Consider the following 18,546-nt stretch of genomic DNA (forward strand, 5'->3'; position numbering starts at 1 on the left):
GCCTTGCTTGAGCCGAATCATGGCCGCGGCCCGTTCCATGCCGCAGAATGCAGGCCGTCACCCATCACAGGAGAACGCCCATGCTGACGCTGGACTCTCTGAGCAACGCCGCCGCGCCCAGCTTCGAACAGCCGCTGGAAATGCTGCAAGCCTGTCACGACAAGATTCGCCGCTTCTGCGAGCAATTGGATCAGCTGCCCGCCTACATCGAGCAACACGGCGTCAACGAGGCCGCCCGCAATACGATAGACGGCGTGGTCCGCTACTTCGACCTGGCCGGCCCCGCCCATCACAGCGACGAGGAGGACGAGCTGTTCCCGCTGATTCTGGCGCGGGTGCCCACCGCCGCCTCCCGGCTGGAGCAACTGAGCGCCGAACACGGCTATCTGCATTCCTGCTGGAACGCGATCCGCGACGATCTGCTGGCGCTGCGCGACGGCAAGATCCACCGCATCAGCCGCAACGAGCTGGAGGAGTTCGCCCGCCAGTACCGCGAACACGCCGCCGCCGAGGAAAGCTGGCTGTTCCCCACCGCCGCCTCCGCCATCAGCGCCGAGGAAATGAGCGCCGCCGGGCAGCGCATGGCGGCGCGCCGGACTCAGCAGGCCGCCTGAACGACGCCCGCTCCAGGCCGCACGCGCAAAAAAGGCTGACCGCGCTGGTCAGCCTTTTTATCTTTCCGCACTCAAAACCTGTTTACGATCTGCTGCGCGTCGGCGATACAGCGTTGAAAACCCCTTCGAAATGCTCATGTACCGTGTGTACACTCCGCTTTCTCAGCTGTTTTCGCCTTGTCTCACCTTAGCTCGCGAGATCGTAAACACGTTCTCAGAGCTGGTTTACACTCTCAGGCGGTCAGCTTCAGCAGCTGCTCGAACGCGTCTTCGAACAGCTTCAAGCCGTCCTGCTGCAGCTTCTCGCCGGCGGCGGCCAGATCCACGCCGGACGCCCCCACCGCGTGCAACAGGGTTTGCGCGTCGTCCATGCCTTCCGGCAGCGTCAACGCGGCCTGGCCGTGATCGCGGAAGGCCGCCAGCGTGCCGTCCGGCACGGTGTTGACGGTTTCGTCGCCGATCAGGCTTTCCACGTAGAGCACGTCGGAGTAAGCGGCGTTCTTGGTGCCGGTCGACGCCCACAGCAGATATTGCGGGCGCGCGCCGGCGGCTTTCAACGCGGCGAACTCGGCGCCGTGGAAACGTTCGCGGTAGCGGGCGTAAGCGGCCTTGGACAACGCGATGGCCACCTTGCCCTGATGGGCCGCGCCCACTTGCGGATCCAGCAGGCTGTCGACGCGGGACAGGAAGAAGCTGGCCACCGCCTTGATCCCGGACACATCCTTGCCGTCGGCGCGACGGGCGGACAGGCCGGCGATGTAGGCGTCCCACACCGCTTCCACTTGCGGCAGCGAGAACAGCAGGGTGATGTTGACGTTGACACCTTCGCGGGTCAGCGCCTGAAACGCGCGGATGCCGGCGGCGGTGGCCGGGATCTTGATCATGGCGTTGGGGCGGGCGATTTCCGCCCACAGGCGGCGCGCCGCGGCCAAGGTGCCGGCCTCGTCGTTGGACAGCTCCGGCGACACTTCCAGGCTGACATAGCCGTCATTGCCCTGGCTGGCGTCGTACTGGCCGCGCAGCAGATCGCAGGCGGCCTGGATGTCCGGCACCACCAGCGCTTCGTAACGCGCCTCGGCCGAGAGGCCGGCGTCCGCTTTCAGGCGGGCCAGGTCGGCCTGGTAGCTGGCGTCGCCGCTGATCGCCTTGTAGAAGATCGCCGGATTGGAGGTCACGCCGGCGATGCCGTCGTCGGCCAGCAGGCGCGCCAGTTCGCCGGAGGCGATCAGTTCGCGGGACAGATTGTCCAGCCAGATGCGCTGGCCGAAGGGGCGGATGGATTGCAGTCGATTCATGGTGGAACGATCCAGAATAAAGTCAGGGCGGACCCGGCGTCGCCGAGCCGGCCAGTGGCTACCACGCCATAGAGCCTGTTCAGAGTCTCGCGCACAAGGGCGAGACAAGACGAAAACAGCCGAGGAAGCGGAATGCACATACGGTATATGAGCATTTCGAAGCGGGTTTCTAACGCCGTATCGCCGAAGCGCAGCAGACTTTGAACAGGTTCTAAAATCGGCGGGCTAAAACGGACATCCTAACCCGCTTGGAGCGGCGCGCCAAGAGCGCCGACCCAAGCTTGCAAGAATACGCCGCATGCGGCCCCGCGGCGCGGCGCTCAGGCCGCTTGCGAGCCGCTGCGGCGGTCGCGCGGGAACACCGCGGAGAACACGCTGCCCTTGTCCGGCTCGCTTCTGATCTCCAGCCGGGCATGATGACGCGCCAGCACGTGCTTGACGATGGCGAGCCCCAGGCCGGTGCCGCCGCTGCCGCGCGAACGGCCGCGGTCCACCCGGTAGAAACGCTCGGTCAGGCGCGGGATATGCTCGCGCGGGATGCCGATGCCGGTATCCGCCACCGAGAAACGCAGCTGCTCGCCCTCCTCCTTCCAGCTCAGCGTGATGCAGCCGCCCTCCGGCGTGTAGCGCACCGCGTTGGACACCAGGTTGCCGAAGGCCGAGTGCAGCTCCTGCTGGCTGCCCCACAGCCAGGCGTCGCTGTGCCGGTCCAGCTTGACCTGATGACGGCCGTGGGACAGGCCCTCGGCCTCCACCATCAGCGTGTCCAGCATGTCCTGCATGTCCACCCGCTCCGACACCGTCGCCTTGGGGCTGTTCTCCAGCTTGGACAGGGTCAACAGGTCCTCGACCAGGCTTTGCATGCGCCGCGACTGCTCCATCATCATCGGCAGAAACTGGCGGAAGGTGGCGTCGTCCACCTGCGGCATGTCTCCCAGCGTCTCCAGAAAGCCGCCCACCACGGTCAGCGGCGTGCGCAGCTCGTGCGAGACGTTGGCGACGAAATCCTTGTGCACGGTCTGCACCCGCTCCAACTGGGTGATGTCGCGGGTCAGCAGCAACTTGCGGGTGGAATCGAAGGGCACCATCTGCAAGGAGATCACCAGTTCGCGCGGCTGCACGAAGTTGAGCACCAGCGGCTGGCTGAAGCGCGCCTCGTTCATATAGGCGTGAAAGGCCGGTTGGCGGATCAGATTGAGAATCTGGTTGCCGACATCGCGTTTGCGGTCCAACCCCAGATGCTCCACCGCCATCGGGTTGATCCATTCGATGCGGTCGTGCTCGTCCAGCACCACCACCCCGTCCGGCATCGCCTCCCCGGCGTTGATGAAGCGCTCCAGCGCGTAGGTAAGCTTTTTCTGGCTCTGGCTCTGGGTGCGGGTGGTGCGGTACAGCGTCATGAAGATGGTGTGCCAGACGCCGAAACCGTCAGGCACCCGCTCCGGCGTGGGCCGTTGCAGCCAACGCAGCAGCAGCGCCACATGGTAGAGATTGAAGGCCAGCCAGCCGCCCAGGCAGATGGCCACCGCGATCAGTCCGTCTTCCGCCGACGAGCCCAGCCAGAAGCCGAGGCCGATGACGGCGGTCGCCAGCAGCGAGGCCAGCGTGCGTTTCAGAAATTCAGGCATCAGGCCTCACTGCTGGGTGGAAAAGCGATAACCGGTGCCGCGCACGGTCTGGATCAGCGTGTCGTGCCCGGTGCCCTCCAGCGCGCTGCGCAGCCGGCGGATATGCACGTCCACGGTGCGTTCTTCCACGAACACATGGTCGCCCCACACTTGGTCCAGCAGTTGGGAGCGCGAATGCACGCGCTCGGGGTGGGTCATGAAGAAGTGCAGCAGGCGGAATTCGGTGGGGCCCAGATCGATGACGCCGCCGTTGCCGGTGACGCGGTGGGTGACCGGGTCCAGCCGCAGGCCTTGCACATCCACCGCGTCGTCGGTCATCTGCGGCGCGCGGCGGCGCAACACCGCCTTGATGCGCGCCAGCAGCTCGCGCGGCGAGAAGGGCTTGGTGATGTAGTCGTCGGCGCCGGTTTCCAGGCCGGTGATCTTGTCCTGCTCGTCCGAGCGCGCGGTCAGCATGATGATGGGCACGTGGCGGGTGCGCTCGTCGGCCCGCAAGCGCTTGGCGATGTCCACGCCGCTGGCGCCCGGCAGCATCCAGTCCAGCAGCACCAGGTCAGGCAGCGCGTTGCGCACCAGCGTCAGCGCCGCTTCGGCGGTACTGGCCCGCAGCACATGGTGGCCGGCCTGCGCCAGGTTGAAGGCAATCAGCTCCTGGATTGCCGGTTCGTCTTCAACAAGCAAGATATTGGCTGGCATGGTTGATCCATTCCCGTTTGAGTGTGTGGCAAGGATAAAAACGGGTGATTACAAAAATATGACATTTCGTCAAACTTTCCCACTTTGGCGCAGATTATTTTAACGCGCCAGCCATAGACGCCTCAGCAAGCCAAAAAAAAACGGGCCTGTTGCTATGAACAGGCCCGGAATGGTCGTCGTCAATACAGATTTGATCTGACTAGAGACCAGGGACAAAGAGATCACCAGGACAGTTTCAAATGAGAGCGTTTTGGGACAATTCTCATCCGCAACGGATCTGGACAGGCGGGCCGCGGGACAGTGCGGCCAACCCTGATACGGCCAGCATTTTACGTAGCAAACAGGCGTTTTGATCAGATGGTTGATTGGATTTTCAGCCATTTCGCCTTTTTTTATAAGTTTGTTTCGTCATATTTCCTTATAATCGAAGAATGGATAAATTTGATAGAAAAATCATCGCCGCACTGCACGAAAACGCCCGAATCAGCTTCGCGGAACTGGCCCGGCGGGTGAATCTGTCGCCGCCGGCGGTGGCGGACCGGGTGAGCAAATTGGAGCGCGGAGGCGTGATCACCGGCTACCGCGCCACCATCGATCCCAACAAGGTGGGCATGCCCATCTGCTGCATGATAGAGCTGACGGTCAAGCATCTGGAGTACTTCGCGGTGATAGAGGAAATCCGCACTATGCCGGAGATCATCGAATGCATGTCGGTGACCGGCACCAGCGGACTGATGATGAAAGTGGTGGTGGACAATATGCCCACGCTGCAGGCCTTGATCGCGCGGCTGATGCAGTTCGGCGACACCAAGACCTCGATCGTGATCGAGGTGCCGGTGCCGCCGCGGCTGCCGGATCTGCAGCAGGATGAATAAACCGGCGCCGTCCCAAGCGCCCGCTCCTGGCGCCGCGCCATGAAAAACGGACAGGCAAGCCTGTCCGTTTCTTGAGCGAAAACCCGCTGGGCGCTTACTTGGCGGCCTGCCAGGCCACCGCGGTATCGATCATGCGGTTGGAGAAGCCCCATTCATTGTCGTACCAGGCCAGCACTTTGACTTCGCGGCCGCCGATGACGCGGGTCAGCGTAGCGTCGAAGGTGCTGGACGCCGGGTTGTGCAGGAAGTCGCAGGACACCAGCGGCAGGGTGTTGACGCCCAGCACGCCCTTGAGCGGGCCTTTGGCGGCATCGCTGATCAGCTGGTTCACTTCTTCCTTGCTGGTATCGCGGCCGGCGGTGAAGGTCAGGTCCACCAGCGAGACATTGCTCACCGGCACGCGCACGGCGAAGCCGTCCAGCTTGCCCTTCAATTGCGGCAGCACCAGGCCCACCGCGGCGGCGGCGCCGGTCTTGGTCGGGATCATGGACACGGCGGCGGAACGGGCGCGGCGCAGGTCTTTGTGATCGGTGTCCAGCAGCACTTGGTCGTTGGTGTAAGCGTGCACCGTGGTCATCAGGCCGCGCTCGATGCCGATGGTGTCGATCAGCGGCTGCACCATGGGGGCCAGACAGTTGGTGGTGCAGGAGGCGTTGGAGACAATGGTCATCGCGCTGCTCAGCTGCTGGTGGTTGACGCCGTAAACCACGGTGGCGTCCACGCCTTCGCCGCCCGGAGCGGAGATCAGCACTTTCTTGGCGCCGGCCTGCAGATGAGCGCCGGCTTTTTCGCGAGTGGTGAACAAGCCGGTGCATTCCATCACCACGTCCACGTTCAATTCTTTCCACGGCAGCTCGGCCGGGTTGCGGATGGCCAGCAGTTTGATCTTCTTGCCGTTGACCACCAGGTGATCGCCGTCCAGCGCCACGGAAGCGGCGAACGGACCGTGCACGCTGTCGTAACGGGTCAGGTGTTCATGCAGCTCCGGCGAGGCCAGATCGTTGATGGCGACAATCTCGATGTCCTGATCGGCATAGCGCTCTTGCCATGCACGCACAATCATGCGGCCGATGCGGCCGTAACCATTGATAGCAACTCGCAACGTCATGATGCATCCTCCAAGTTGAAATGGCGCAAGGTCATCTTCCCGTGCCCTGCGCCACCACTGTCCGCCTGATTCCGCTTGTAATCAACTCGCTACATAAGTAGTGGGCGAATTACCAACATCGGCAGTGCGGAAATTGCGCCCAAGCTTGCCGTGCGTCAAATTCCGCCGGGCGACGCCCGGTTCTTAGGGCCTATCCGAGGCCCCGCGACGCGCGGCGCATGGAAGCGACGCTCAGCCTTGCAATGCGGCGGCGTAATCGCCCGCGTCGCTATTCAATACTATATGCAATAGCGTGCCGGAGAAGGCGGTGACGCCGCTGGCCCCCAGTTGTTGCAGGGCGGCCTGGTCCACCAGCTCCGCGTTGGCCACTTCCACCCGCAGCCGGCTGCCGGCCACGGCTTCCACTTTGAGCACATTGGCCGCGCCGCCCAGCGCCGCCAGCCAGCGTTCGCGGTCTATGCCGACCACCTCGCCCAGGGCCTGCGCCGGCGCGGCCGCGCCCGCTTGGACGGCCGCCTCGGCGTCCGGATTGCCCAGCGCGACGCGGATTTCGTCGGCGATCAGGTCCGCCTCAGGTCCCAGCACCACTTGCACGCTGCCGGCGGCCGGCTTGATCAGGCCGCGCGAACCCAGCGCCTTGAGCGCGGCTTCGCTCACCTTGTCGTTGCTGGCCACTTGCAGACGCAGACGGGTAGTGCAGGCGTCCACGGACTTCAGGTTGGCGGCGCCGCCCAGCGCGGCGATGAAGGCGCGCGCGCGGTCGCTGCCGGCGGCCACCGCCGCCACAGCCACCATCGCGTCTTCGCGGCCCGGGGTTTTCAGGTCGAATTTCTTGATGAAGAACACGAACAGCACGTAGTAGAGCGCGAAGTAGCCGATGCCCACCGGGATCAGCAACAGCGGCTTGGTGGACAGGCCGAAGTTCAGCAAGTAGTCGAACAGGCCGGCGGAGAAGCCGAAGCCCAACTTGATGTTGAGCGCGTGCATCAGGGCCATGGCCAGGCCGGTCAGCACCGCGTGGATGGCGTACAGCGCCGGAGCCAGGAACATGAAGGCGAATTCCACCGGTTCGGTGACGCCGGTCAGCATCGCGGTCAGCGCCATCGAGAACAGCAGGCCGCCGACGGCTTGCTTGTTCTCAGGCTTGGCGGTGCGGTACATCGCCAGGCAGGCGGCCGGCAGGCCGAACATCATCACCGGGAAGAAGCCGGACATGAACATGCCGGCCGTCTTGTCGCCGGCGAAGAAGCGGGTCAGGTCGCCATGCACCACCTTGCCGGCGGCGGAGGCGAAATCGCCCACCTGGAACCAGACAATGGTGTTGAGGATGTGGTGCAGGCCGGTGACGATGAGCACGCGGTTGAGCACACCGTAAGCGAAGACGCCGATCTCGCCGGCGCCGATCAACCAGCGGCCGACGCTGTCGATACCGGTCTGCACCGGCATCCAGACATAGCCCAGCACCGCGCCCAACAAGAGCATGGAGAAGCCGGTGACGATGGGCACGAAGCGCTTGCCGCCGAAGAAGGCCAGGTAGCTGGGCAGCTTGATGTCCTTGTAGCGGTTGTACAGCGCGCCGGCCACCAGGCCGGACAGGATGCCGGACAGCACCCCCATATTGATTTTCTCGTCTATCACCTTGAGCACCGCGGTGATCACCAGATAGCCGATGGCGCCGGCCAGGCCGGAGGTGCCGTTGTTGTCCTTAGCGAAGCCCACCGCCACGCCGATGGCGAAGATCAGGGCCAGGTTGCCGAAGATGGCGTCGCCGGCCTGGGCCATCATCTTGATGTTGAGCAGGTCCGGCTGGCCCAGGCGCAGCAGCAAGCCCGCCACGGGCAGAACGGCGATCGGCAGCATCAGGGCGCGGCCCAGCTGCTGAATGCCAGCGAATTTATTGTCAGAGGTACTCACGTCTCGTCTCCCAGTGTATGGACGCCGATGGGGGCATGGCGCTCCAGGCTGCTACCTTCTTGTGTGTCTGTACCGCTCGCTGCCGCGTGTCCCCGCGGCATGCGATGACCTCAAAACCACTTCATAAAAGCCCCGCGCGCCTGCGCGCCGGGCCGATTCAATCTTCCGGCCACCATTCGGCGGCCTGCGCGCGCACCGCGGCGGCGGAGTCCAGCGTCAGCAATTGCTCGGCGCGCTTGCGGCAAGCCTGCTGGTCCAGCGTCCTCACCTTGGCCTTGATCTCCGGCACCAGGCCGGGGCTGACCGATAGTTCGGCGACGCCGAGGCCGACCAGCACCGGCGCGGCCAGCGGGTCCGAGGCCAGGGCGCCGCATACGCCCACCCATTTGCCGTGCTGGCTGGCGCCGGCCACCGTGCGTTCGATCAGCCTCAGCAGCGCCGGGTGCATCGCGTCCAGGCTGGCGGCCAGCGAGGCGTTGCAACGATCCATCGCCAGCGTGTATTGCGTCAGGTCGTTGGTGCCGATGGACAGGAAGTCGGCCTCGGCGGCCAGTTGGTCGGCCAACAGCGCGGCGGAGGGCACTTCCACCATCACGCCCAGCTGCGGCCGCTCGCTCAGCCCCGCTTCCTCGGCCAGCGCGTCGATGCGCTGGCGCAAGCGCCGCAGTTCGCCGACATCGGCGATCATCGGCACCAGGATGCGCAGCAGGGACAAGGGCCGCAGCATCAGCAGCGCGCGCAGTTGCTCGTCCAGCATCTCCGGATGGGCGAAGCCGGTGCGGATGCCGCGCAGGCCCAGCGCCGGATTCGGCTCCGGCGGCAGGGTCAGATAGGGCACTTCCTTGTCGCCGCCCACGTCCAGCGTGCGGATGATGGCGACGCGGCCCTGCAATTCGTCCAGCACCGCCTGATAGGCGTTGGCCTGTTCGTAGCGATCCGGCGCGTCCTGACGGTCGATGAACAGAAACTCGGTGCGCAGCAGGCCGACGCTGTCGGCGCCGTGGCGCACCGCTTCGCGCGCGTCCTCTTCATTGGCGATATTGGCGGCCACCTCGACGCGCACGCCGTCCAGCGTCACCGCGGCGCCGTCGGCGTCCGCGCGCATATCGGCGCGGCGGCTCTCGCGTTCCGCCATCGCCTGCCGGGCGGCGGCCAGCAGGGCCGCGTCCGGCGCCGGATGACAGCCGCCTTGGCTCGCATCCAGCAAGACTTCGCTGCCGGCGTCCAGCCGCAACACCTGAGGCCCGCAAGCCACCAGGGCCGGGATGCCCAACGCACGCGCCAGGATGGCCACGTGGCCGGTGGCGCCGCCGGCGGCGGACAGGATGCCGGCCACCCGCTCACGCGGCAGCCGGGTCAGTTCGGAAGGCGCCAGGTCTTCGGCCACCAGAATGGAGGCCGGATACAGTGCGGGCTCGCTTTGGGCGTCGCCCAACAGGGCTTTCAGCACTTGGCGTTCAATGTCTTTGAGATCCGCCACCCGTTCGGCCAGCAAGGGGCTGCCCAGGCCGGACAGCACGCGGCATTGCGCGCGCACCGCCTGGCGGAAGGCGTGGCCGGCGCTGTGGCCGGCGGCGATGTCCCGTTCCGCCGCGTCCCGCAATTCCGGGTCGTCCACCAGCGCCAGATGGGCGGCGAAGATGTCGCTTTGCGAGGTCTGGCCGCGGCGCAAGGCTGTGTCGATGGCGGCGGCGATGCCGGCGCTCACCTCGGCCAGCGCCCGGCGCAATTGCTCGCGCTCGCTGTCGGCGTTGACCGCGAACTCCGCCACCTGCGGCTCGAAGGCGTCGAGACGCACCACCTGGCCGATGGCCAGGCCCGGCGCCGCGCACACGCCGCCTATCCAGCCGGCCGGCAACGAGCGCGCCGGCGCGCTCGCCAAGGGCGCGGGCCCGCCGTGGCCGGATTCGGTGCGGGTCTGCAGCGCGGCGATCACCGCCTCGGCCGCGGCGGCCGCGTCCTCGCCCTGCGCCAGCACCGCCACATCGTCGTCCTCGGCCACGCCCAAGCCCATCAGGGCCACCACGCTGCGGGCGTTGGCCGCCTGGCCTTTGAACTCCACCCGCACGCTGGCGCGATATTGACGCGCCGCGTTCTGCACCAGCGCCGCCGGCCGCGCGTGCAGGCCGCCGGCGTGACGCACCGTGGCCTGACCGCGGCTTTCCGCGCCCTCGGCGCTGGGGGCCTCCTCGGCCGCCGCGCCGCCGGACAGCGTCAGAAACACGCTGCGGCCCGCCTGCTGCCAGCCCTCGCCCCGACTTTCCAGCGCATAAGCCTCGCCATTGGCGATCACCACCATAGTCAGCAGCGATGGCGCGCGCCGCGCCACCGCGTCCAGGTCCACCTCGATCAGGGGCTGGCCCTGACGCACCGCGTCGCCGGCCTTGACCAGCGGCTTAAAGCCCTCGCCCTCCAGCTTGACGGTGTCGATGCCGATGTGGATCAGCACTTCCGCGCCGTTGGCGGCTCGCAGCGTCAAGGCGTGGCCGGTGCGCGCCAATTGCGCCACCTCGCCGTCACAGGGCGCCAGCAGGGTGCCGGACAGCGGCTCGATCGCCAGGCCGTCGCCCATCATCAAGCCGGCGAAGACCGGATCGGGCGCGCGGCTCAGCGGCACGGACGGCCCGTCAAACGGGGCCAGGAGTTCGAGCGTAGCGGACATGGGGGGCGTCTCCATTCTTACTGACTGATGTGTCTCCGCGGCCGACGCGGCTTCCGCTGGACGCCGTTCGCGGCGCGCCCCGTTCGTGCAGACGGTCGGGGCGCGGTTTCAAGCAGGACCGGACTCAGCGCGTGCAAGTCACTTTGGACAAGTGGCGCGGCAGATCCGGGTTCAGGCCGCGCGCCTCGGACAAGCGCGCCGCCATCAGGTAGAAGCTCTGGATCGCCAGCAGCGGATCCAGCGCCTCGTCGTCGGCCAGCGCCAGGGTCAGGTCGCGGCTGGCGATATTTTCCGGCGCCGCCAGCAGCACCTTGGCGCCGCGGCCGCGCATCTCCTCGGCCAGATCGATCAGGCCCTGTTGCTCCGGCCCGCGCGGCGCGAAGATCAGCAGCGGATAGCCGTCGTCAATCAAAGCCATCGGCCCGTGCTTGATCTCGGCGCCGGAGAAGGCCTCGGCCTGGATCGCGCAGGTTTCCTTGAATTTGAGCGCGGCTTCCAGCGCCACGGCGAAGCCCAGACCGCGGCCCACCACCATGATGCGTTCGGCGTCGCGCAAGACGTCCACCGCCGCCGTCCAGTCCTGGCGTGTGGCTTCGGTCAGGCGCTGCGGCAGATTGGCCAGCGCGGCCAGCAACGCGTCGTCCGCCTGCCAGTGAGCGACCAGACGCGCCACCGCGGACAGCGAGGTGATGTAGCTCTTGGTGGCGGCCACGCTTTTTTCGTCGCCGGCGCACAGAGGCACCACCCATTCGCAGGCGGCGGCCAGCGGCGATTGATGCTTGTTGACCAGCGCCGCGGTGCGCGCGCCGGCGGCGCCCAGCGCCTTCATGGTGTCGATCAGGTCCGGGCTTTGGCCGGACTGGGACAGGGCCACCGCCAACTGGCCCTTCACCGCCAGCGGCGCGCGGTGCAGGGTCACCAGCGACATCGGCAAGGACACCACCGGCACGCCCAGCCGCTGCATCGCCAGATAGGCGAAGTAGTTGGCGGCGTGATCGGAACTGCCGCGGGCCACGGTCAGCGCCAGGCTGGGGCGTTCCACCGCCAGCGCGCGTCCCAGCGCGGCCAGCGCTTCATCGGCGTACATGTGTTGCGCGGCCACCGCCTCGGCGGCGTACAGCGCTTCTTCAAGCATCAACGAGGCCAATCTGTTCTCCCTCTACATAGACTTGCTGCAAATTCAAATCCGCGTCCATCGTCACGATGTCGGCCCAGGCGCCGACGGCGAGCCGGCCGCGATCGGCCAGGCCCAGGTAGTCTGCGGGATAGAGCGACAGCCGGTGCGAGGCGTCCGCCAGCGGCAAGCCGATGGACACCAGGTTGCGCAGCGCCTGGTCCATGGTCAGCGTGCTGCCGGCCAGGGTGCCGTCGGCCAGACGCACGCCGCCCATGCACTTGGTCACCGAGTGCGAACCCAGCTTGTATTCGCCGTCCGGCATGCCGGCGGCGGCGGTGGAATCGGTCACGCAGTAGAGGCGCGGAATCGAGCGCAGGGCGGCCCGGATCGCGCCCGGATGGACGTGGAGCAGATCCGGAATCAATTCGGCGTATTCGGCGTGCGCCAGCGCCGCGCCCACCATGCCGGGCTCGCGGTGGTGCAGGCCGCTCATCGCGTTGAACAGATGGGTGAAGCCGGACGCGCCTTGCTCCAGCGCCCGCACCCCGTCCTCGTAACTGCCCAGGGTGTGGCCCAGCTGCACCTTGACGCCCTGCTCCGCCAACTGGCGGATGATGTCCATATGACCGGCGATTTCCGGCGCCAGCGTGATCAGCGACACCGGCGCCAGCGAGCGGTACCAGTCCACCTGCTCCATCACCGCGCGGCAGGCGTCGTCGGGCTGGGCGCCCAGCTTGCCGGGATTGATGTAGGGGCCTTCCAGATGCACGCCCAGGATGCGGGCGCCGCCGGGCTGGCGTTCGCGACAGGAGGAACCGAGCGCGCGCAACACCTGCTCGATGTCGATCGGGGGCGCGGTCATCGTGGTGGCCAGCAAGGATGTGGTGCCGAAGCGGGCGTGCAGCCTGGCCACGCTCTCGGCGGCGCGGCCGCCCTCCATGATGTCGACGCCGCCGCCGCCGTGGACGTGCAGGTCGATGAAGCCCGGCAGCAAATAACGCTCCACCGCTCGGCCGGAGGCCAAGCGCGCGTCTATGGCCTCGATGCGGCCGTCGGCAGCCAGTTTCAATTCGCCGTCCATCCAGCCGGCCTCGGTCAGGATGCGTCCTTGCAGCACTCGGTTTTGGGTCATCGTCTCAGTTCGGCAACAAAATCGTAGTAGTCGTTACGGCAATAGGTATCGGTCAATTCAATCGCGATGTTCTCGGCGTTGAAGCCGATGCGGGTGATCAGCAACATCGCTTCGCCGGGGCGGATGCCGGCCAGCGTGGCGATGTCGCCGGAGGCGTTCACCGCGCGGATGTGCTGCAGCGCGCGCACCACCGAATGGCCGCTGGCGTCCAGATGGGCGTACAGCGAGGTGCCCACTTGCTGCGGCTCCGGCAGATACGCCACCGGCAGCGTCGTCATCTCGATCGCCATCACCACTCCGTCGGCCAGCCGCTGGCGCTTCAGCCGCGACACCTGCGAAGTGGGCGACAGCCCCAGCTTGATCACTTCTTCATTGCTGGGCGCGAACACGCCGCGCTCCAGCCACACCGACGACGGCACGAAGCCGCGCTGGCGCAATTGTTCGGTAAAGCCGGTCAGCCGCGACAAGGGCTGCTCCAGCCTCGGCGTGATGAAGGTGCCCGAGCCCTGGCGCCGGCGAATCAGGCCCTGCTCCAACAGCACATCCATCGCCTTGCGCGCCGTCACGCGCGAAATGCCCAGTTCTTCGGAAAACGTGCGCTCCGACGGCAGCGCCTCGTCCGCCTGCCACCAGCCGGCGTTGATGGCGTCGGCCAATTTCCGCGACAACTGCAGATACAGCGGCGTGGTCAGGGTTTCATCCGGTTTCAATGCAAGCCAGCGATTTTCCATGGGTTGTCTGCAAGTGGTCTGAAAACCCCAGTGTATAACCTGGCTCCCCAGCTGGCATCTTCCGCGCTGACGCGAGTCGATTCCGGCCTTCCGGCTTACCGCGAACGTTAATACCACATTAATACCACGTCAATACCATTTTATTTGCGCACATCATTGTCCGCTTGCTGCATGGCAGCAAAACGACAAACAGATGATTTGGCAGGGGAAATTGCGGGAGCAATGCGTATTAACCTGCGGGACAGGTCAGGGAATGAGCGTTTTTTGCAAGAATCAAGCAGATACAAGACCACACAGTAAGTATGGCAATAGTACCTTTCGCCAAACTTACATTAAAAATAGTCGTCTCATTTTAAATCATATGGCATTCATATGATGATTGGACTGCTCGGCAAACTGCTGGGCGCTTGCATACCACTCGTAGCTCAAAGGAGTCAGAATGAAACCACAACTGCGCCTTCCCGCCGCCCTCGCCCTGGCCTGCCTCAGCGCGCCGCTCTGGGCCCACGGCACCATGGAAGTGCCGATCAACCGCACCTACAACTGCTTCAAAGAGGGCGCGGAATCGCCGAAATCCGCCGCATGCCAGGAAGCCCGCCGCGTGGGCGGCACCCAGGCCATGTACGACTGGAACGGCATCAACCAGAACCCGCAAGGCGACAACCACGCGGCGGTGGTGCCGGACGGCAAGCTCTGCGCCGGCGGCCAGGACAAATTCAAGGGCTTCAATCTGGGACGCACCGACTGGCCGAAAACCAAGCTGGTGCCGGACGCCAACGGCAACTACGAGTTCGTCTACCACGCCACCGCGCCGCACTCGACCAAGTACTTCAAGTTCTACGTCACCAAGAACGGCTGGGATCAGACCAAGCCGCTGAAGTGGTCCGACCTGGATCCGCAGCCCTTCCACACCGTGACCGGCAACCCGCCGCTGGACGCCAACAAGCGCTACCACATGGTGGCCAAGCTGCCGGCCGGCAAGAGCGGCCCGCACATCATCTTCAACGTCTGGAAGCGCGCGGATAGCGAGGAAGCGTTCTACTCGTGCTCCGACGTGGTATTCGGCGACGGCACCAATCCGCCGGAACCGCCGCCGGTGACCAATCCGTGGAAGGAAATCGGCAAGGTGACCGCTTATGAAAACCTGCCGAACAACAGCACCGCCACCCTGCGCGTGTTCGACGCCAGCGGCCGCGACGCCGAAACCATCCCGGTCAAGCTGGACGCCGTCAGCGGCCAGATGGCGAACTGGCCGTACGAGCTGGGCGTGAAAGTGAACGCGACCTCCAAAGCGATCCGCATCGGCGTGATGAATCAGAAGCAACGCACGGTGAGCATCACCCCGGAACGCAGCGCCACCGCCAACCGCGTGTACCTGAACGACAGCTACAAGGGCTACACCTACCAGATCGACCTGAAAAAGGGCGACGGCGGCATCACACCGCCGCCGGTGGGCGACACCTGGAAGGAAGGCCTGTCCTACACCGCCGGCCAGATCGTCAGCTATCAGGGCAAGAAGTACCGCTGCCTGCAGCCGCACACCGCCTGGGCCGGCGCGGGCTGGACTCCGTCCACCCAACCCGCCTTGTGGGCTCCGGCCTGACCGTCCCCTTGTCAGCGCGCGGGCTGAACGCCTGACGCGCTGACTCGCCGGCCTTCCCCGTCCCGGAAGGCCGGTCTCTCCCACACTCCTCCTGCCGCAGGCCCATTCCTTGGATGGCCACCGCGCCATGCCCGCGACGCAGGCAGGACGGCGGCCGCGCGTCGCCTGCCGGGATTCGCAAGAAAGCCGATTCCGATGGAAACCTCAACCCAGACCTATCCGCCCATCGCCGCCTGGCTGCACTGGATTTGCGCAGCCGTGATCCTGTGGGCGATGATCAGCGGCTTCGCGCTCGCCTCCGGCGCGCTGCCGCCCGCCGTCGCCGCGGCGATTCCGCCGTTCAACGTTGCGCTGACCACCTTGTTGATGCCGGTCTTCCTGCTGCGCGTCGTTTACCGCGCCAGCTTCCGCATGCCGCCGCCGGCCGGCGTTCCGCCCGCCAAGCACCGGCTGGCGCGCCGCGCCCACGCGCTGCTCTATCTGCTGAGCTGTCTATCGCTGGCCAGCGGCTGGCTGATGATGGAGCGGCCGGTCGATCTGTTCGGCCTGATCACGCTGCCGCCCAGCCTGGAAGCCGGCGCGGCCACGCGCGCGCTGGCCAAGCTGCACTTCGCCAGCAATGTGCTGCTGGCTCTGCTATTGACCGCCCACATCGGCGCGGTGATTCAACACCAGCGCCAAGGCCGGCGCCTGCTGCGGCGCATGTCGCTGCTGACGGGCTAACGCCGCCAGCTGATCAAGACCACCGCCGCCACGATCACGCTCATCGCCAGCATCTCGTGCAGGCCGATGTGCTCGCCGAGGAAGACCACGCCCAGCAAAACCGCGATCACCGGGTTGACGTAGGCGTAGCTGGTGGCGGCGGCCGGAGACACCGTCTTCAGCAAGTGCAGATAGGCGCTATAAGCGATGATGGAGCCGAACACCGCCAGGTAAAACAAGGCCAGCCAGCTGGACAGCGTCGGCATCGCCTGCAGCTTCTCGCCATAGGCCTGGCTGGCCAGCAACAAGGCTGCGCCGCCGAAGATCATCATCCAGGCGCTGCCCATCGGTCCCTTGGGCTGAGCCAGATGGCGGCTCCAGGCCGAGCCCAGCGCCCAACCGGCGGAGGCCAGCAGCAGCAGCGCGGCGCCGCTGGGGCTGGCCTTCAGATTGGCCCCCATATTCAACAACACCATGCCGCAAACGCCCAGACCGATGCCGGCCCATTCCACCTTGCGCGCCTTTTGACCGAACATGCGCGCGAACAACAGGGTGAACAGCGGCACGGTGGCGATCACCAAGGCGGCCACGCCTGAGGACACGTCTTTCTCCGCCACCGTGACCAAGCCGTTGCCCACCGCCGGCATCAGCACGCCGAGCAAGGCGGCGCCGCCCAGCTCGCGCGCGTTCGGCATCGGGTATTTGCGCAAGCATAGATAGGCCAGCATCAGCCAGCCGGCCAGGGAAAAGCGCAGGCCGGCCATCATCATCGGCGGCCAGGACTCGATGCCTATGCGTATGCCCATATAGGTGGAGCCCCAGATCACGTACAGGGCGAAGAAAGCGGCTAAGGTCAGCGGGGGGATGCGCGAAAACGGCATGGTGCGGCTCGGGAAAGTGGAACCGGATACCATGCCGTATGGGAATGTCCGTGGCAAGTCCAATTTTGCCGCGGACGGGCCAGGCTTAACGCGTGGCCAAGCGCTGCAAGATGTTGGAGAACTCTTCCATATAACTGTCGAAGCGGGTGGCCAAGCGGTCGACATCGGTGGCGAAGCGGTTGTAGGCCACCACCGCCGGAATCGCGGCGAACAGGCCGATGGCGGTGGCCACCAGCGCCTCGGCGATGCCCGGCGCCACCGTGGACAAGGTGGCCTGGCCGGCGTTGCCCAGGCCGATGAAGGCATGCATGATGCCCCACACCGTGCCGAACAGGCCGATGTAAGGACTGACCGAACCGACGGTGGCGAGGAAGGAGGTATGGCTGTCCAGGGCATCCAGCTCGCGCTGCGCCGCCGCCTTCATCGCCCGGCGCGAGCCGGCCATGATATCGGACAGCTCGGTGCCGTTGCGGCCGCGCAGCTTCAGGAACTCGGCGAAACCGGACTGGAAAATGCGCTCCATGCCCACGGTGTCACTACGGCGGCTGGCGTCCTCGTACAAGCGGTTCAGGTCCGCGCCGCTCCAGAAATTACGCTCGAACTCATCGCTATTGCGCCGCGCCGCGCGCAGCACAGCGATCTTGTTGAAGATCAGGGCCCAGGACAGCACCGACATCAAGGCCAGGCCGGCCATCACCAATTGCACCATCAGGCTGGCGTCCAGGATCAGGCTCAGGAAGGAAATCTGTTGCACGGCAACTCCTCTTGTAATCGCCAGGCTCAGCGCAACACGCGGCCTGTTTCCAAATCAATGATGGTGGATGGTTTGCGCCGCTTGCCGATGCGGCCCGGCAGGGTTAGCACCCGCTGGCGGAAAGCCTCGCGGCAGGCCCGCGCGGTTTTCAGCGATTGCTGGCCGGCGCGGTTGGCCGAGGTGGACACCAGCGCCGTGCCCAGGCTGCGGCACAAGGCCGCCGCCTCGCCATGCGCTGTCACGCGCACGGCGATCTTGTCGTGTTTGCCGCGCAAGGCCGGCGGCACCCGGCTCGAGGCCGGCAGCAAAAAAGTATATGGACCGGGCCAGTAGCGCGCCAGTTCCGCGTATTGGGCGGCGCTCAACGGACGGATCAGATGACGGATCTGGGAGACGTCGGCCGCGATCACGATCAGCCCCTTGTGATTGGGCCTGGCCTTGATCGCCAGAATTTTGCGGATGGCGCGCACATCCAGCGGATTGCAGCCCAGGCCGTAGCAGGACTCGGTGGAATAGGCGATGACCTCGCCTTGCTTCAAGGCGGCGCGGGCCTGCTGTTGCAGGGCGCGGCCGGGCAGACGGGGCACGGGCCGCACCTGGCCTGGCGTGAACTTCATGATGGACGGCGATGCGAAAGTAAAGCCGCATTGTACCGCTGTCCGCGGCGGCGACCTAGCGCTTCGACGCCGCGTCGTCAACATCCTCCGGCGCCGGCCGCCAGGCGTAGCAGCGAAGCGGCGGTCTGTCGCTGCGGAATTGCTTCAACCAATACGCCAGCCGGCGCCAGCAGCGGCGCTCATGACGCAGGAAATGTGTTAGTTGGCGACGCCAGCT

At 65.8% G+C, this 18,546-nt stretch carries 16 protein-coding genes; 4 read left to right on the plus strand and 12 right to left on the minus strand.

What is annotated here, in order from left to right; translation table 11 throughout:
• The first annotated feature begins 80 nt into the window (after positions 1-80).
• On the plus strand, positions 81-614 hold the full coding sequence (locus JC616_RS22625) for a hemerythrin domain-containing protein (RefSeq protein WP_107801012.1): 534 nt from the start codon (positions 81-83) through the stop codon (positions 612-614).
• Between the two features lie 233 nt (positions 615-847).
• On the opposite strand, the gene tal is transcribed toward JC616_RS22625, so the two are convergent.
• The 3 genes from tal to phoB form a co-directional block, all read right to left on the minus strand.
• On the minus strand, positions 848-1,909 hold the full coding sequence (tal, locus tag JC616_RS22630) for a transaldolase (RefSeq protein ID WP_107801013.1): 1,062 nt from the start codon (positions 1,907-1,909) through the stop codon (positions 848-850).
• Positions 1,910-2,229: 320 nt separating this feature from the next.
• A complete protein-coding gene (gene phoR / locus JC616_RS22635; protein WP_227105577.1) occupies positions 2,230-3,537 on the minus strand; it encodes a phosphate regulon sensor histidine kinase PhoR in 1,308 nt (435 codons plus the stop codon).
• A 6-nt stretch (positions 3,538-3,543) separates the two neighbouring features.
• The gene (phoB, locus tag JC616_RS22640) at positions 3,544-4,233 is read right to left on the minus strand and encodes a phosphate regulon transcriptional regulator PhoB (protein WP_048412957.1); all 690 of its coding nucleotides are present in this window, start codon (positions 4,231-4,233) and stop codon (positions 3,544-3,546) included.
• Between the two features lie 431 nt (positions 4,234-4,664).
• Here phoB and JC616_RS22645 point away from each other — a divergent pair, with 431 nt between their 5' ends.
• Positions 4,665-5,108, plus strand: a complete 444-nt coding sequence (locus JC616_RS22645; protein WP_019100282.1) for an Lrp/AsnC family transcriptional regulator — start codon at positions 4,665-4,667, stop codon at positions 5,106-5,108.
• A gap of 94 nt (positions 5,109-5,202) precedes the next feature.
• On the opposite strand, the gene gap is transcribed toward JC616_RS22645, so the two are convergent.
• From gap to JC616_RS22675, 6 genes are all read right to left on the minus strand, one after another.
• Complete coding sequence (gene gap / locus JC616_RS22650; RefSeq protein WP_107801015.1) at positions 5,203-6,216, minus strand: type I glyceraldehyde-3-phosphate dehydrogenase; 1,014 nt, start codon at positions 6,214-6,216, stop codon at positions 5,203-5,205.
• A gap of 231 nt (positions 6,217-6,447) precedes the next feature.
• Positions 6,448-8,130 carry an N-acetylglucosamine-specific PTS transporter subunit IIBC gene (nagE, locus tag JC616_RS22655; protein WP_227105579.1) on the minus strand — a complete coding sequence of 561 codons (1,683 nt, stop codon included), beginning with the start codon at positions 8,128-8,130 and terminating at the stop codon, positions 6,448-6,450.
• 157 nt (positions 8,131-8,287) lie between these two features.
• Positions 8,288-10,792 (minus strand): phosphoenolpyruvate--protein phosphotransferase, encoded by a 2,505-nt coding sequence (ptsP, locus tag JC616_RS22660; RefSeq protein ID WP_227105581.1) that lies wholly within the window; start codon positions 10,790-10,792, stop codon positions 8,288-8,290.
• Between the two features lie 124 nt (positions 10,793-10,916).
• Complete coding sequence (locus JC616_RS22665) at positions 10,917-11,927, minus strand: SIS domain-containing protein (RefSeq protein WP_227105583.1); 1,011 nt, start codon at positions 11,925-11,927, stop codon at positions 10,917-10,919.
• The gene (nagA, locus tag JC616_RS22670) at positions 11,920-13,041 is read right to left on the minus strand and encodes an N-acetylglucosamine-6-phosphate deacetylase (RefSeq protein WP_227105585.1); all 1,122 of its coding nucleotides are present in this window, start codon (positions 13,039-13,041) and stop codon (positions 11,920-11,922) included. The genes JC616_RS22665 and nagA overlap by 8 nt, the downstream gene beginning before the upstream one ends.
• On the minus strand, positions 13,038-13,772 hold the full coding sequence (locus tag JC616_RS22675; RefSeq protein ID WP_019101073.1) for a GntR family transcriptional regulator: 735 nt from the start codon (positions 13,770-13,772) through the stop codon (positions 13,038-13,040). Before JC616_RS22675 ends, nagA begins: the two co-directional genes overlap by 4 nt.
• A gap of 439 nt (positions 13,773-14,211) precedes the next feature.
• Here JC616_RS22675 and JC616_RS22680 point away from each other — a divergent pair, with 439 nt between their 5' ends.
• Positions 14,212-15,375: a lytic polysaccharide monooxygenase gene (locus JC616_RS22680; protein ID WP_107801020.1), complete on the plus strand. Its 1,164-nt coding sequence runs from the start codon at positions 14,212-14,214 to the stop codon at positions 15,373-15,375.
• A gap of 195 nt (positions 15,376-15,570) precedes the next feature.
• Positions 15,571-16,098: a cytochrome b gene (locus JC616_RS22685; RefSeq protein WP_227105587.1), complete on the plus strand. Its 528-nt coding sequence runs from the start codon at positions 15,571-15,573 to the stop codon at positions 16,096-16,098.
• Here the strand turns inward: JC616_RS22685 and yedA are convergent.
• The 3 genes from yedA to JC616_RS22700 form a co-directional block, all read right to left on the minus strand.
• Entirely contained in the window at positions 16,095-16,958 is an 864-nt protein-coding gene (gene yedA, locus JC616_RS22690; RefSeq protein WP_227105589.1) for a drug/metabolite exporter YedA, read from the minus strand. The two genes, JC616_RS22685 and yedA, sit on opposite strands and share 4 nt — an antisense overlap.
• Positions 16,959-17,043: 85 nt before the next feature.
• A complete protein-coding gene (gene tolQ, locus JC616_RS22695; RefSeq protein WP_019101077.1) occupies positions 17,044-17,712 on the minus strand; it encodes a protein TolQ in 669 nt (222 codons plus the stop codon).
• 26 nt (positions 17,713-17,738) lie between these two features.
• Positions 17,739-18,299 carry an L-threonylcarbamoyladenylate synthase gene (locus tag JC616_RS22700; RefSeq protein WP_227105591.1) on the minus strand — a complete coding sequence of 187 codons (561 nt, stop codon included), beginning with the start codon at positions 18,297-18,299 and terminating at the stop codon, positions 17,739-17,741.
• Between the last annotated feature and the right edge of the window lie 247 nt (positions 18,300-18,546).

Origin of the sequence: Chromobacterium rhizoryzae (assembly GCF_020544465.1) — a bacterium.
Lineage (GTDB): Bacteria > Pseudomonadota > Gammaproteobacteria > Burkholderiales > Chromobacteriaceae > Chromobacterium.